13 protein-coding genes are annotated in these 14431 nt (G+C 65.1%); 10 read left to right on the top strand and 3 right to left on the bottom strand.

Features of this window, described 5'->3' with window-relative positions; translation table 11 throughout:
• Positions 1 to 24: 24 nt before the first annotated feature.
• A complete protein-coding gene (locus K5554_RS13685; protein WP_221039009.1) occupies positions 25 to 1053 on the bottom strand; it encodes a patatin-like phospholipase family protein in 1029 nt (342 codons plus the stop codon).
• 244 nt (positions 1054 to 1297) lie between these two features.
• Here K5554_RS13685 and K5554_RS13680 point away from each other — a divergent pair, with 244 nt between their 5' ends.
• The 6 genes from K5554_RS13680 (at position 1298) to K5554_RS13655 (ending at position 7889) form a co-directional block, all read left to right on the top strand.
• Positions 1298 to 2620, top strand: coding sequence for an extracellular solute-binding protein (locus K5554_RS13680; RefSeq protein WP_221039008.1), 1323 nt, complete (start codon positions 1298 to 1300; stop codon positions 2618 to 2620).
• A gap of 110 nt (positions 2621 to 2730) precedes the next feature.
• A complete protein-coding gene (locus tag K5554_RS13675) occupies positions 2731 to 3711 on the top strand; it encodes a carbohydrate ABC transporter permease (protein ID WP_221039007.1) in 981 nt (326 codons plus the stop codon).
• Entirely contained in the window at positions 3712 to 4581 is an 870-nt protein-coding gene (locus K5554_RS13670; protein ID WP_221039006.1) for a carbohydrate ABC transporter permease, read from the top strand.
• Positions 4582 to 4585: 4 nt separating this feature from the next.
• Positions 4586 to 5788 carry an ROK family transcriptional regulator gene (locus tag K5554_RS13665; protein WP_221039005.1) on the top strand — a complete coding sequence of 401 codons (1203 nt, stop codon included), beginning with the start codon at positions 4586 to 4588 and terminating at the stop codon, positions 5786 to 5788.
• A gap of 33 nt (positions 5789 to 5821) precedes the next feature.
• Positions 5822 to 6826, top strand: coding sequence for an ROK family protein (locus K5554_RS13660; RefSeq protein WP_221039004.1), 1005 nt, complete (start codon positions 5822 to 5824; stop codon positions 6824 to 6826).
• A complete protein-coding gene (locus K5554_RS13655) occupies positions 6798 to 7889 on the top strand; it encodes an ABC transporter ATP-binding protein (protein WP_221039003.1) in 1092 nt (363 codons plus the stop codon). The genes K5554_RS13660 and K5554_RS13655 overlap by 29 nt, the downstream gene beginning before the upstream one ends.
• Before the next feature lie 100 nt (positions 7890 to 7989).
• Here the strand turns inward: K5554_RS13655 and thrC are convergent, their stop codons facing one another.
• Positions 7990 to 9159, bottom strand: coding sequence for a threonine synthase (gene thrC / locus K5554_RS13650; protein WP_221039002.1), 1170 nt, complete (start codon positions 9157 to 9159; stop codon positions 7990 to 7992).
• A 146-nt stretch (positions 9160 to 9305) separates the two neighbouring features.
• On the opposite strand from thrC, the gene K5554_RS13645 reads away from it, so the two are divergent.
• Entirely contained in the window at positions 9306 to 10076 is a 771-nt protein-coding gene (locus K5554_RS13645) for a glucose-6-phosphate isomerase family protein (protein WP_221039001.1), read from the top strand.
• Positions 10077 to 10269: 193 nt separating this feature from the next.
• On the top strand, positions 10270 to 11229 hold the full coding sequence (gene pfkA, locus K5554_RS13640) for a 6-phosphofructokinase (RefSeq protein ID WP_221039000.1): 960 nt from the start codon (positions 10270 to 10272) through the stop codon (positions 11227 to 11229).
• 160 nt (positions 11230 to 11389) lie between these two features.
• Here the strand turns inward: pfkA and K5554_RS13635 are convergent, their stop codons facing one another.
• Positions 11390 to 12229 carry a DUF2935 domain-containing protein gene (locus K5554_RS13635; protein ID WP_221038999.1) on the bottom strand — a complete coding sequence of 280 codons (840 nt, stop codon included), beginning with the start codon at positions 12227 to 12229 and terminating at the stop codon, positions 11390 to 11392.
• 112 nt (positions 12230 to 12341) lie between these two features.
• On the opposite strand from K5554_RS13635, the gene K5554_RS13630 reads away from it, so the two are divergent.
• Together K5554_RS13630 and groES are read left to right on the top strand one after the other, a co-directional pair.
• Complete coding sequence (locus K5554_RS13630) at positions 12342 to 14012, top strand: nucleoside kinase (protein ID WP_221038998.1); 1671 nt, start codon at positions 12342 to 12344, stop codon at positions 14010 to 14012.
• Between the two features lie 122 nt (positions 14013 to 14134).
• On the top strand, positions 14135 to 14422 hold the full coding sequence (gene groES / locus K5554_RS13625; RefSeq protein ID WP_221038997.1) for a co-chaperone GroES: 288 nt from the start codon (positions 14135 to 14137) through the stop codon (positions 14420 to 14422).
• Positions 14423 to 14431 lie beyond the last annotated feature (9 nt).

Here is a 14431-nt window from a genome sequence, read left to right as displayed (position 1 = left end):
ACCGGTCCAGTTTTTCCCCAGCAGTTACAACTTCGGCTCGGGGTAGGGAAACTCCTTCCCGGCCGCGGTAAATTGCCCGGCTCCGGGTTCTACGCCGCCGTCCTTCTCCGGGGCGAGGGCGGCGGAGAGGGCGACGCGCGTTTTCTCCCGGCCTGCGGGCGCAGTGAGAACGGCGTGGAGACGAGGCAGGGCCGCCCTGGCCGCCTGCGCGCCGGCGGCCAGGGCGAGCGGGATGCGGCCGGCATCGGTCCAAGGCATGGGGGGGACCTGCGGCGCTATGACCACATCGGCCTGGGCAAGGTGCGCCTGCGTCACCTGGCGCTCCAGAATGCTCATGGTCTGCCAGAGGATGTCCACCAGGGTGCGAGGCACGCGCGCCCCCGGCGGGGTGCCCAGGTCCACAGCCACCACCACCTCGGCCCCCATGGCCCGGAGCACCGGAACGGGCACGTTGGCCCGGAGTGCCCCATCCACCAGGAGGCGCCCCTCCACCTCCTTGGGTGGGAAGTACCCGGGCAGGCTGCTGGAGGCGCGCAGGGCGGTGGCCAGATCACGGCCGGGCAGGAACACGGTGGCCTCCAGATCGTGCTGCCGCGGCGGGACCTGGGTAAAGGCCACCAGCTCGCCGCTGGCAATATCGGTGGCCAGCACGACCAGGGGGAGCTTCAGGTCTTGGAAGGTGCCCCCGCGACAGATAAAGCGCAGGAAGCGTTCAAAGGAACGCGCGTCGATGAAGCCGTGCGGCAGCTTCAGGAGCAGGCGGGCCAGGCGGAAGCGTCCCAACAGGCTGCCGCTGCTCCCTGCGATCACCGGCCCTAAAGGGAGCGGGCGGAAAAGGTCGTGCAGGGCTGAGGCCCGCAGCCGGGTGACCTGCCGGGCCAGTTCGGCCGGGGGGTAACCCAGGGCGTAAAGGGCGGCCACGATGCTGCCGGAGCTGGTGCCGGCGATGACGTCCGGGGCCAGGCCGGCGGCAGAGAGCTCGGAAAGGACGCCCACGTGGGCTACACCGCGCAGGCCGCCGCCCCCGAGTGCCAGTCCAAGGCGACGGTTCATTCTCTCCCTCCTTTGCGGCTAGTATGCCTGTGGCCGGTCCGGGACATGCGAGCCGGCGGGAGACGAGGAAGAAAAATTCGCGCGCGCGAGGAGGATTTTCTGAATCGACAGCGAATAAACTTAATAAAAGACTTAAAGAAAGTCTTTGTTAAAGTTCCAGATAAAAGGGGGCGGGAGACGGGGACAAACGGGGGCTGCATGCGTTGTGCGGATGGGTCAAGAAGGGTAGAAGGGGGAGAAAAAGGTGCGTACTTACCTGAAGCGTTCTTTGGCGATCCTTACGGTGTGCCTCTTGGTGCTTACGCTGACGGCCGGCTGCGCCCCAAAACCGGCGGCCGAGACGCCCAAGGAGCCTGCGCCGGCGGCGGATAAGCCTTTTGCCGGCAAAACCCTGAACGTGATCTACATGGCCCAGGCCGGCTACCAGCCGCCGGTGTTCGAGGCGCGCATCAAGGAGTTTGAAGACAAAACCGGTGCCAAGGTGAACCTGACCTTCGTTAAATACGACGAACAGCACGAGAAGATCGTGACCTCCGCGGCCGCACCTACCGCCACCTACGATGTGATCTCACTTGACCTCATCTGGACGGCGGAGTTCGCTGAGAAGGGCTTTGTTCTGCCGCTCGACGACCGGATCGCCAAGGACATCAAGAAAGACGACATCGCCCCGGCCATCTGGTCGGCCTTTGAGTACAACGGCAAGACCTGGGCCATGCCGTTTTTGGCCAACTTCCAGCTCTTCTTCTACAACACCGAGCTGCTGGAGAAGGCCGGCTACAAGGAGCCACCCAAGACCATGGAAGAGCTGGAAGAGATGATGACCGCAATGAAGAAAAAGGGCATCGTCAAGTACCCGTGGTCCGACTCCTGGAACCAGAAAGAGGGCCTGGTCTGCGAGTACGTCTGGCTCACCGGGGCCTACGGCGGCGACACCTTCGATGCCCAAGGCAGACCCAGTTTCAATCAGGGTGCCGGCGTCAAGGCTCTCGAGACCATGGTACGCTGGCTCGATAAAGGCCTGGCCGATCCCAACTCCCTGGTGCAGGACGAGCCCATGGCCAAAGACGCTTTTATCTCCGGCAACTGCGCCTTCAACTCCAACTGGACCTTCCAGTACGGTCTCATGAACGACCCGGCCAACTCCAAGGTGGTCGGCAAGGCCAAGATGGGGCTGCTCCCGGTGGCGAAAGACGTCTTTAAGGCGGGCAGCTACGAGACCGCTTCCGTATCCGGCTTCCAGGGCATGGCGGTCATGGCCAACACCAAGGAGCCGGACCTGGCCTGGGAACTGGTGAAATGGATGACGGCGCCCGAGTTCCAGGCGCAGCACCTGGAAGAGATGCCGGTGTGGACCTCCGTGCAGCAAGACCCGGCCACGCTGGCCAAGGACCCGGTGATGGATGTGAAGTCCAAGGAGATCGCCGCCGTGCATCACCGGCCGAAGGTGGCCAATTACCCTGAGGTTTCCTCCATCATGCAGAAATACATCCACCTGGCCCTGGAGAAAAAGATGGCGCCGCAGGCCGCGCTCGACCAGGCGGTCAAGGAGATCGAGGCGCTGCAGTAAGGTAACGGGGGAACGGGCCGGTCCCGTTCCCCCTGCGCTTCCGGCCCGGCGCAGGAATAATCTTCCGCGGCGGCGAATGCTGGAGAAAACGTGCCGGAGGTTGAATGCCAGTGGTTGGACTTGAGACAAGCATCAGGCGTAAGGAGCGCCCTGTTCTCTTGGGGCGGGAGCCACCGGCCGGCCGGCTGGCCTGGCGGCTGGTGAGCCCCACCCTGCTGGTGGTTTTTCTGGTAAGCCTTTTACCGCTCGTCCTCGCCTTTGCCCTCAGCTTTACCGAGGCGCATGTGGTGCGCGGCGGCATCGCCTGGCGCTTCATCGGCCTGGAAAATTACCGCTACTATCTAGGGAACCGCGCCTTTTGGGAGTCGCTCAGGGTGACGGCCTTCTTCACGGTGGTCTCCCTGGCCGTGGAGCTGGTGCTGGGGATCGGCATGGCGCTCATCCTCAACCAGCCTTTCTTCGGCCGCGGTTTGGTGCGCGCCCTCATCCTCATCCCCTGGGCTCTGCCCACGGTGGTCAACGCCCGCATGTGGGCCTGGATTTACGACGGTCACGCCTACGGGGCGCTCAACGGTCTGCTCCTCGCCCTGGGCTGGATCAAGGAGCCGCTGGTCTGGCTGAGCACGGCCGTGCCCGGGGCGCATGTGCCCGTGCTCGGGCCTTTCCTCAAGTGGGTGGGCGACAGCACCGCCCTTAACATGATCCTCATCGGCGACACCTGGAAAGTGACGCCGCTGGTGGCGCTGCTCGTGCTGGCCGGCCTGCAGACTATTCCGCGGGAATACTACGAGGCGGCGCGGGTGGACGGTGCCACGGTGTGGCAGCAGTTCCGGCTCATCACCCTGCCGCTTCTTAAACCGGTGATCCTGGTGGTTTTGGTGCTGCGCACCATGGAGCTCTTCCGCGTCTTTGACATCCTCTACATCATCATGGCCAACACCATTAAGGTGCTTTCCATTTACACCTTTGAGGAAGGCATTGTCTTCGGTCACCTGGGACGGGGCTCGGCCCTCTCCTTCCTGGTGGGCCTGGTGATCCTCCTCCTCGCCTTTGTCTACATTAAACTTCTCTACTCCGAGGAGGTGCGCTAGATGCGCCGGCCCCTGACTTACTATCTGACGCGCGGCCTGCTTTACTTTGCGGTGCTGGTTATGGTGGTCTGGACGCTGGCGCCGGTGAGCTGGCTCTTTATCTCCAGCATCTCCACCCACGCCGAGCTGCTCTCCACGCCCGTCCACTGGGTTCCGCAGCAACCCACCTGGGAAAACTTCAGCAGCATGTTCGACCCCGGCCAGGATACCGGGCGGCGCTTTCTGGCCGCCTTCAGGAACAGCATGTACATTGCCGGGTCGGTAACGGCGTTTTCCCTGGTGGTGGGGACGCTCGCGGCCTACGCCCTGGCCCGCCTGCCCTTTCGCGGCCGCAACTCGCTCATCATGGGCCTCTTGGCGGTGCGCATGCTGCCGGTGATCGCGCTGGTGATCCCCTTCTTTGTGCTCATCATCCGGCTGGAGTACGTCATCCCCATCTTTTACGACCGCTGGTGGACCCTCGCCATCTTGTACAACGCCTTTATCCTGGGCTTTGTGGTCTGGATCATGCGCGGGTACTTCCTGACCATACCCGTGGAGCTGGAGGAGGCGGCGCGCATCGACGGCTGCACGCGGCTGATGGCGCTGCGCCTGGTGGTGCTGCCGCTGGCGGCGCCGGGCCTGGTGGCCACAGGCATCCTGGCCTTTCTCCTGGCCTGGGATGAGTTCCTCCTCGCCCTCATCTTCTCCAAGACCACCAACGCCTTAACGCTGCCGCTCTACATCACGCAGCTCGGCAGCCAGTATATTACAGCCTACGAAAGCATCGCCGCGGCGGGGGTGGCGGCGGCTTTGCCGCCTGTTGTTCTGGCGCTTCTCTTCCAGCGCTGGATCGTCTCGGGCCTTACCGCCGGCGGCGTAAAGGGGTGACAGCGTGCAACAGAAACGGCGCCGGACCTATACCGGCTCGACGACACTGCTCAAAGAACTCAATCGCTCCCTGGTCCTGGAGGCGCTGCGCCAGCAGGGGAGCCTCTCGCGGGCCCAGCTGGCCGGGCTGACGGGACTTACCGCGGCCACTGTATCCAATATTGTGGAAGAGCTCATGGCGGAAGGTTACGTGCGCAGCGAGGGCCGCGGTGCGTCGCAGGGCGGGCGCAAGCCCACGCTGCTTTCGCTCGCGGCCGGGGCGCGGCAGGCGGTGGCGGTGGACGTGGCGGTGGACCGCGTGACGGTGGCGCTCACCGATCTCCTGGCCCGGCCCCTGGCCATGGAAGTGCTCCCTTCCCCGGCCGGCAAGGCACCGCTGGCCGTGGTGCAAGAGGTAGCAGCGGCGGTGGCGGGCCTGGTGGAGCGGCGGCGTTGCCCGCCAGTCCTGGGGGTGGGGGTGGCCTTTCCGGGGCCCACGGACGTGGAAACCGGCACCGCCCTCACCGCGCCCAACCTGCCCGGCTGGGACCACGTGCCGCTCAGGGACCTCCTGGCGGAGCGGGTAGGGCTCCCGGTGTACGTGGAGAACGATGCCAACGCCGCCGCATTGGGGGAGCGGGGCTACGGGGCGGCGCGCGGGGTGCGTCACCTCATCTTCCTCCTCCTGGACCTCGGGATCGGCGGCGGGTTCCTCTTCGGCGGCGAGATCTACCGCGGCTTTCAGGGAGCGGCCGGCGAGGTGGGGCACATGATCATTGACATCAACGGGCGCCGCTGCGGCTGCGGCAGCACGGGGTGCCTGGAGACGGTGGCCTCCGGCATCGCCCTCACGCGCCGGCTGGCCGAGCGGGCGGGGAAAGAGGAACGCGAGAAACTCAGCCTGCTGCTCGATGCGGCCCGGGCGGGGGATGCCCAGGTCCGGGCGGATCTCAGTGAGGCCGCCCGCTGCATCGGCGCGGCGGTGGCGAGCTTGGCCAACACCTTTAACCCAGAGATGATCATCCTGGGCGGGCGTCTGGCCGTGGAATACCCGCCCCTCTTCGACCTGGCCGTGGAGACGGCACGGCCGCGGCTGCTTCCTCTCATTCAGCACCATACCCAGATCGCCCTCACCAGCCTGGGCCGCAACGTCTGCCTGGTGGGCGCCGCCTGCCTGGTGCTGCAGCGGGTCTTCCGGCCGCTGCGCCTGGCCACGACGGCGCCCTGAGCCCGGCCGGGGGCGGGCAAGGGAGGCTAAGACATGGAGCATTACGTTGTCGGTATCGATCTGGGCGGGAGCAAGATAGCGGCGGCCTTGGCCGCCGCCGACGGCCGCATCCTGGCGCAGCAGCGCTGCGCGACGCCGGTGAACGGCGGCGCAGCGGCGGTGCTGGCGGCGGTGGCGGCCCTGGTGCGGCGCCTGCTGGCGGAGCATGGCCTGGCGGAAGCGGACCTGGGCGCCGCCGGCCTGGGCGTGCCCGGCATGGTGGAGCGCGAAAGCGGGCTGTGTCGCTTCTCTCCCAACCTTTTTTGGCACGACGTGGATATCGCCGGCTTTTGGCGGGAGCATTTCGCCTGTCCCCTGGCGCTGGACAACGACGTGCGCCTGGGGGCGCTGGCGGAGCAAAGGTGGGGGGCCGGCCGCGGGGCACGCGACCTCATCTTTGTGGCCCTGGGTACGGGCATCGGCTCCGGACTTATCCTGGGCGGCGAGATCTACCGCGGCAGCCGGGGGCTGGCGGGCGAGTTCGGTCACATCACGGTGACGCGGGACGGCCCGCGCTGCAACTGCGGCAACCGCGGCTGCCTGGAGGTGTACGCGGCCGGGCCGGCCATCGCCCGCCGGGCGCGGGAGGCCATGGAGCGCGCGCCGGAGTCGCTCCTCTGGCGGCTGGCGGGCGGCGACACGAAGAAGGTGACGGCGGAGCTGGTGTCCCAGGCGGCCGACCAGGGCGACGAGCTGGCACGCTGGCTCTGGGAGGAGACCGGCGAGTACCTGGGCATCGGCCTGGCCACGGCGGCGACGCTGCTCAATCCGGAACGGATCGTGCTGGGGGGCGGGGTGGCCCAGGCGGGAGAGAAGCTCCTGCGGCCGCTCAAGCGCACCCTGGCCGCCCGGACGATGACGGCATCCGGTGTCACCTACCCCGTGGTGCCGGCAGTGCTCGGGAGTGCCGCCGGCGTGCGGGGCGCCGTGGCGGCAGCGCTTAAGCTATGCGACAGAAGGGGAGAGGGGCATGGCCCGGGTATACCTGGAACACATTGAGAAGAATTTTGGCTCCACGCGGGTGGTGAAGGACCTCACCCTGGAAATAAAAGACGAGGAATTCGTGGTGCTGGTGGGGCCGTCGGGCTGCGGCAAAACCACCACGCTCCGGCTCATCGCCGGGCTGGAGGAGGTTACCGCCGGCCGCATCTACATCGGTGACCGGCTGGTTAACGACGTGGCTCCCAAGGACCGGGACATCGCCATGGTGTTCCAGAACTACGCGCTCTACCCGCACATGAACGTCTTTGAAAACATGGCCTTCGGGCTGAAGCTGCGCCGCCTGCCGCGGGCCGAGGTGGAAAGGCGCGTGCGGGCGGCGGCCGAGCGGCTGGGGATTGTGCACCTTTTGAGCCGCCGTCCCCGGGAGCTTTCCGGCGGCCAGCGCCAGCGGGTGGCCCTGGGCCGGGCCGTCGTCCGCCAGCCCCAGGTCTTTCTTATGGATGAGCCGCTCTCCAACCTGGATGCCCGCCTCAGGGTGGACATGCGGGCCGAACTGGCGCGGCTGCACCGCGAGCTCAAGGCCACCATCGTCTACGTCACCCACGACCAGGTGGAGGCCATGACCATGGGCGACAGGATCGTGGTGATGAAGGATGGGGTGGTGCAGCAGGTGGCCGCACCCCGCGCGGTGTATGAACACCCGGCCAACGTGTTTGTGGCGGGCTTCATCGGCTCGCCGCCCATGAACTTTTTCACTGCTGCGGTGACAGGCGGGCGGCATCTTACCTTTGCCGGCGGCCGGGCCAGGTTCGGCTTGACGGAGGCCCAGGCGACCGCCCTGGCCGGCCGGGAGCAGGTGATCCTGGGCATCCGGCCGGAGGATCTCCGGGCGGAGGTGGACTTTGTGACGGCCCACCCGGAGACCGCGCTCGAGGCCACCGTGGAGGTGGTGGAGCCGCTGGGCGCCGAGACGTTGGTCCACTTCAGCCTCCACGGGGCGCAGCTGATGGCGCGCCTGGGCGCGGCCGCCGCGCTGCGCGCGGGCGAGCGCCTGCACCTGGCGGTGGCGCCGGAGCGCCTGCACTTCTTCGACGTAGAAACAGAAAAAGCCCTGCCGTAAAGCAGAGCCTGCACAGATCAGCTTACCCCCTGCGGGAGTTCCCCGCGGAACGCAAAGCGAAGCTCTTCCCACTTGGCCCGCTCAGGGCTCGACCTGCCTCCTACCGCCGCTCCGCTGTTTCGCCCTCGAGGTGGTGATGGGCCAGGGCGCCGGTGTCTTTAAGGCCGCTGCCGGTGACGATAACGGCGACGCGGTGCTCGGGCCGCAGGGTGCCGGCGGCGGCGAGCCTCCGCACGGCGGCCACCGGGGCGGCGCTGGCCGGCTGCACGAACAGGCCCTCTTTCTGCGCCAGGAAGGCCTGGGCGGCGATGATCTCCTCGTCGCTTACGGCCATCACCGTGGCGCGGCCCTCCCTTACTTTACGCAGGATGCGGTTGCCACTGGGCGGGAAGGGATTGGCGATGGCGTGGGCGATGGTGTCGGGGTTGGGGAAGGGTTCAATCTTTTCTTTGCCTTCTGCCGCGGCCCGCGCGATGGGCGAGCAGCCGGCGGCCTGCACGCCGATGACAAAGGGCGCCTTCTGAATGAGCCCCAGGGCCACCAGTTCTTCGCAGCCCTTGATGACAGCGGCCATGTTGCCGCCGCTCGAGACGGGCAGCACGATGAAATCCAGGGGCTCATAGTCGAGCTGGTCCAGGATCTCGTAGGCCAGCGTCTTTTGTCCCTCAATGCGGAAGGGATTGTCCGAGCTGATGAAGTAGATGCCGCGCTCCTTGCCGAAGGCCAAGGCATGGTAGTATAGACTGCCGTAATCCCCGGTGCCGCGGGTGAGGTGGCAGCCGTAGATGGCGATGGGACCCAGCTTGCTCTCGGGGATGTCGGCGGCCACGTAGACGAAAGCCTCCAGCCCGGCGCGGGCGGCGAAGGCGGCCACCGAGGCGGCCATATTACCGGAGGAAACCGTCCCGACGCGCTCAAAGCCGAGCTGCAGGGCTGCCTGAACGCCCAGGGATGTTCCCCGGTCCTTGAAGGACCAGGTGGGATTGACGGTTTCGTTTTTTAAGTAAATTTCCCCGATGCCTGTTTCTCTTTGCAGGTGAACCGCCTCAACGAGCGGCGTGCCTCCCTCGCCCAGGCTGAGCTCAGGCCTGAGATTCGGGAAGGGAAAGATGTTGACGTTGCGGGCGATAAAGCAGGGCTCTTCCGTCAGCCGGGCGGGCGGCGTGAGGGTTTCGTAGCGCACTTCCAGGGGCTCGCCGCAGTCCGCGCAGCGCAGGTCGGTGGCCAGCGGGTGTTTTTTCCCGCAGCCGGTGCAGGCCAGATACGGCAAAGGGATTCCTCCTTTCAGTCTTTACCCAGATTATACCACGGCGTGGGAAGTTTTGGGGAGGAGAGGGAGGATATACCTCCTACCCAGCGAATATAATACTCGATGTAGCTTTTCGTCGGTAGGGATGCACTAGAGGAGGTTTCCCCATGCAGACAGACCTTTCAGCGAACGCCGGATTGGCCCTAACCCTGGACGGGACAGAGCTTAAGTTCGGCCGGGGCATCGCGCCGGTACAGCCTCAGGTACGACTGGCCGGGGACATGAAAGAGGTGTTCTACGCTCCGGCAACAGTGGACCCCAAACAGCAGCTTTACTTCATGTACCGCGATGTCCACCAAAACGGGGATGAGGAGCTTATCCGGCGACACGGCCTGCGCTATGACATTACGATTATTCCGCCCGCCCTGCTCGGGCCTGAGTATGTGAAGACAGCCGGCCATTATCACCCACCGGCCCCGGGAACGAAAAAGAGTTTCCCCGAGGTGTACGAAGTGCTGCACGGTCAGGCGCACTACCTGCTGCAGCGCCTGGACCCGGAGACGCAGGAAGTGGAAGAAGTGGTGCTCTTTGAGGCCGGGGCCGGGGACAAAGTGGCCATCCCACCCAACTGGGGCCACGTTACCATCAACCCGAGTAATGAGGCCCTGGTGATGGCCAACTGGGTGGCCGCCGGCTTCACCTCACTCTATGAACCGATGGCCAAGCTGGGCGGTGCCGCCTACTACGAGGTGCGGGTGCAGGGCGAGTCCACCTTTGTGGCCAATCCGCATTACGACTATGTCCCCCACCTGCAGCGGCGCCTGGCGCGCCAGTACCGGAAGCTGGGGCTCGTAAAGGGGACTCCCCTCTACCAGGCGTTTATCGAGAACCCGGAGACATTCTGTTACCTCACCGATCCGGAAAAGTACCCGGAGTAAAAACGGCCGGGCCGGCGGCTCGATTCTCATCCATCGCTGTCGGCCGCCTGCGGCATGGGCGTTGCCTTGCCGTCCGTACACCGGAGCCCCAGAGACGGGAAAGGTCGGGGTGCGTGGGGAATGACTGCGCGGCGCTGGAGTTGGGGTTGTGGCCTTAGTTGAACGTTAAAGTAGGTAGGGGGTACGAAAAACCATGGAAAAGATCGCTGTGCTCACCAGCGGCGGTGATGCGCCCGGCATGAACGCCGCCCTCAGGGCGGTGGTACACCAGGCGGCGATGCACGAGGTGCAGGTGATCGGTATTTCCCACGGTTACGAAGGCCTACTTAACCGCGAATTTGCGCCCCTGGATTTAAGCTCCGTCGATGACATCATCCAGCGCGGCGGCACCATCTTAAGAAGCGCCAGGAGCGAACGCTTTAAGAGCGAAGCCGGCCAAGAGCAGGCGGTGGCCAACCTGCGGGAGGCGGGGATAGAGGGCCTGGTGGTCATCGGCGGAGAGGGGTCCTACCGCGGGGCACAGGCCCTGGCCGAGCGCGGGATCGCCACCGTGGGCGTGCCTGGCACCATCGACAACGACATTCCCGGGACCGATTATACCATCGGTTTCGATTCCGCCGTGAACACGGTGGTCGAGGCCATGAACAAGATCCGCGACACCGCCACCGCCCATGAGCGCACCTTTGTGGTGGAGACCATGGGACGGAAGAGCGGCCAGATCGCCTTAACGGCCGGTCTCGCCGGCGGAGCCGAGTCCATTCTTATTCCCGAGGTACCGTACAACTTGGACAACGTCTGCCAGCGCCTCAAGTGGAGCGCTGCGCGGGGGAAGGTGCACAGCATCATCCTGGTGGCCGAAGGCGTCGCCTCCGGCTACACCATCGCCCAGGAGGTAAAGAAGCGCACCGGCTTTGATACACGGGTGACCGTGCTCGGGCACCTGCAGCGTGGCGGCGCCCCCACCGCTTTTGACCGCATCCTGGCCAGCCGCCTCGGCGCCCAGGCCGTGGAATCCCTGCTCGAGGGCGGCAGCGCGCTCGCCATGTCCTATGTTAAAGACGAGGTCCTGGCCGTTCCCTTCCGCGAGGTCTTCGCCGGCAAGAAACAGATCAACCGCTCCCTTTACGACCTCGCCGCCATCCTCGCCATCTAATCCGGGGTCAGGTATCAACTTTTCAAAGTTTGTATCATATCTGCGAAAGGTCCTGTTCCCGTGCCATCCCCGCTGCGCAAGCCGGCGCCGCCCGCAGGTCATGCTGCGGGCGGTTTCAGTGCGCAAAGCTGCGCCATAGGTGCCGGGAAACGGCTGCGGGCTATTCGCTCCGTAGGGTTACGTAACCAGAGGCGCGCAGCTCCTCGATGAAGCGGCGCGCTTCCCTGAGCGTGTGGCGGATGAGGAAACGGGAGGCCGGGTCGGTGTAGCGATTGAGGAGATCTTCCTGGAAGCGAATGAACTCCAGGGTGAGATTGCGGGCCACCATGGCCAGGCGCCGGGCCTCGGTGGTGAGCGCTTCGGGGGGCTGGCCGGGGACGGTAGCAGCTTCTCTAAGCCGCCGCGCCGATTGCTCGAGGGCCCGGTAGTCGCGCTCGAAGCGGGCCAGGGCGGCGCGGTCTTCGGCGCTGACGTTGGGCAGGAAAGCTCTCAAGAGCACGGCGTGTTCGCGCTGGTCGCGAGCCCAGAACTGGAGCTCCGTCAAGACGCCTTCCAGGGTGGGCTGCGGCGGTGGCTGGTTTTGCGGTGGTAGGGTGGGCTCAATGGCGCTGAGCTTTTCGGCAAAGTGTTCCGTCTCCATGAGCATGTGCTGCAGGAGAAGCGCCAGGTCGGTCTCGGGGTAGATGGTCACCAGCTCGCGCAGCAACGCGCGGAACTCATCGTTGCCCCGGCTGGCATCGCGCGCCAGGGCGGCCGCGGCCGTTGCCACCTCACCGGTTTCTTCGTCGGGGGCACGCTCGAGGCGGACGCGCAGGTTCTCCGCCCGACGGGCGATGTCGTCAAAGGCGCGCTGGAGACGCCGGAGTTCGCGCGCATACCTTTCCTGCAGATGGGGCAATACTGAAAGCAGTATTTGCGGATGCTCGCTTTGAATCTCCGCCCAGAACTCTATGGTGCCGAGCTCTTCCAAAAGGAGGCTCTTGGGCGGCTGTGCCGGCATGAAAATCCCTCCTTTCCAGGGCTTTCACCCGCATTTTATGCGGTCTCCGGCAGCCATGTGCAGCAGCGCCGGGGTAAGGTATAATGTTAGCAGAGAAGGGAGAGGGGAAAGCATGGCACTGGGTGAAGACACGGTGCGCCTTAAGCTTAAGATTGGGGAAAACGGGGACGAGGTGCGGGACTTCGCCCGGGGGACAACGCTCCTAAACCTGAGCCGCGAGTACGAAGGCCGCTTCCCTTCGCCGATAGTGGCGGCCCGGGTGAACGGCGAACTGCGGGAGCTTACATATCCACTGACCGAAGATGCCCCGGTGGAGTTTCTGGACCTCGGTTCGGACGACGGCCAGCGCATTTACGTGAGGAGCCTTTCTTTTTTGCTCATCCGGGCGGCGCAGGACGTGCTGCCCCGGTGCCGGGTCAGCATTGAGCACTCTTTGGGTAACGGCCTCTACTGCGAGCTCCACGGCGAGCGGGCCCTCACGGAAGAGGACGTGGCGGCACTCGAGCAGCGCATGCGCGAACTGGTGGCGGCTGATCTACCCTTTAAGAAAACGCAACTCTCGCTCGCGCAGGCCAAGGAGCTCTTCCGCCGCCAAGGGCAGGAGGACAAGGCAGAGCTTCTCGATTACCGCAAGAAAGACTACCTCAATGTCTATGAGCTCGCCGGGCGCTACGACTACTTTTACGGCTACATGGTGCCGAGCACGGGCTTTTTGCGCCTGTTTGCCCTGCGCTTTTACCTCCCCGGCCTCATCCTGCTCTACCCTAACAAGTATAACCCGGGCGCCCTACCGCCCTACCGCGACCAGCCCAAACTGGCCGCCGTCTTTCGCGAGGCCGAGCACTGGGGTGAGATCCTGGGAGTAGGAAACGTGGCCGCGCTGAACCGGCTCATCGCCGGCGGCTACGGCCCGGAGCTGGTGCGCATCGCAGAGGCCCTGCACGAGAAAAAGATCGCCCAGATCGCCGACCAGATCACCCAAAACCGCGAGCGCATCCGCCTGGTCCTCATCGCCGGGCCGTCTTCTTCCGGCAAGACCACCTTTGCGCAGCGCCTTTACATCCAGCTGCGCGTCAACGGCCTGCGGCCGGTGACCATTTCTCTTGACGACTACTTTGTGGACCGCGAGCACACCCCGCGCGACGAAAAGGGCGACTACGACTTTGAGGTGCTGGAGGCGCTGGACCTGAAGCTGTTCAACCGACAGCTGGTGCAGCTGGTCCAGGGCGAAGAGGTGGAGGTGCCGGTGTTCGACTTTAAGCGCGGTACGCGCACCTGGGTGGGCCGGCGCCTCAAGGTGGAGCCCGGGCAGCCCATTCTCGTTGAAGGCATCCACGGCCTCAACGAGAAGCTGACCGCCTCCATCCCCAAGGACAAGAAGTTCAAGGTGTACGTGAGCGCCCTCACCCAGCTCAACGTCGACCGCCACAACCGCATCCCCACCACCGATACGCGGCTTCTGCGCCGCATCGTCCGCGACAGCAAGTACCGTTCCGCCCAGGCGGAACGGACCATCCTGCGCTGGCCCTCGGTGCGGCGCGGCGAAGAGCGCAACATCTTCCCCTTCCAAGAAGAGGCCGACGCCATGTTCAACTCGGCCCTGGTGTACGAGCTGGCCGTGCTCAAGCGCTACGCCGAGCCCCTGCTGGCGGCGGTGCCGAAGGAAAGCCCGGCCTACAGTCAGGCCAAGATCCTTCAGAAGTTCCTGGCCTACTTCCTGCCGCTCGACGCGGCGGCCGAGATCCCCCGTACCTCCATCCTGCGGGAATTCATCGGGTTCTAGGGGTGATGAAACAGCCGTCTTGGAACTCTTGACTACCTGGGGGAAATTGTGTATTATAGGTCTTGGTTGTTAGCACTCTCCATTAAGGAGTGCTAAAAGTTACGAAAGGAGGGCCAAGAAGTATGCTCAAACCGCTCGGCGACCGAATTGTGGTCAAGGCCATCAGCGCCGAGGAAAAGACCAAGGGAGGTATCGTCCTACCTGATACGGCCAAGGAGAAGCCCCAGGAGGGCGAGGTTATTGCCGTCGGCCCCGGCCGGGTGCTGGATAATGGCCAGCGGCTGGCTCCCGAGGTTAAGGTGGGCGACCGCGTGATCTACGCCAAGTACGGCGGGACCGAGGTCAAGCTCGACGGCGAGGAGTACCTGATTCTTCGCGAGAGCGACGTTCTGGCCGTTGTCGAAAAGTAAGCAAGGGAG

The organism is Gelria sp. Kuro-4 (assembly GCF_019668485.1).
Classification (GTDB): domain Bacteria; phylum Bacillota; class DTU030; order DUMP01; family DUMP01; genus DUMP01.
Note: the sequence above shows the minus strand (reverse complement) of the source record. Positions and strands in the feature narration are given on the sequence as shown.

Excerpts from the sequence above, each read along its gene's own strand:
- K5554_RS13655 (WP_221039003.1), top strand. The coding sequence starts at position 6,798 with ATGGCCCGGGTATACCTGGAACACATTGAGAAGAATTTTGGCTCCACG.
- K5554_RS13685 (WP_221039009.1), bottom strand. The coding sequence starts at position 1,053 with ATGAACCGTCGCCTTGGACTGGCACTCGGGGGCGGCGGCCTGCGCGGT.
- K5554_RS13635 (WP_221038999.1), bottom strand. The coding sequence starts at position 12,229 with ATGCCGGCACAGCCGCCCAAGAGCCTCCTTTTGGAAGAGCTCGGCACC.
- K5554_RS13660 (WP_221039004.1), top strand. The coding sequence starts at position 5,822 with ATGGAGCATTACGTTGTCGGTATCGATCTGGGCGGGAGCAAGATAGCG.
- groES (WP_221038997.1), top strand. The coding sequence starts at position 14,135 with ATGCTCAAACCGCTCGGCGACCGAATTGTGGTCAAGGCCATCAGCGCC.
- K5554_RS13645 (WP_221039001.1), top strand. The coding sequence starts at position 9,306 with ATGCAGACAGACCTTTCAGCGAACGCCGGATTGGCCCTAACCCTGGAC.
- pfkA (WP_221039000.1), top strand. The coding sequence starts at position 10,270 with ATGGAAAAGATCGCTGTGCTCACCAGCGGCGGTGATGCGCCCGGCATG.
- K5554_RS13630 (WP_221038998.1), top strand. The coding sequence starts at position 12,342 with ATGGCACTGGGTGAAGACACGGTGCGCCTTAAGCTTAAGATTGGGGAA.
- K5554_RS13670 (WP_221039006.1), top strand. The coding sequence starts at position 3,712 with ATGCGCCGGCCCCTGACTTACTATCTGACGCGCGGCCTGCTTTACTTT.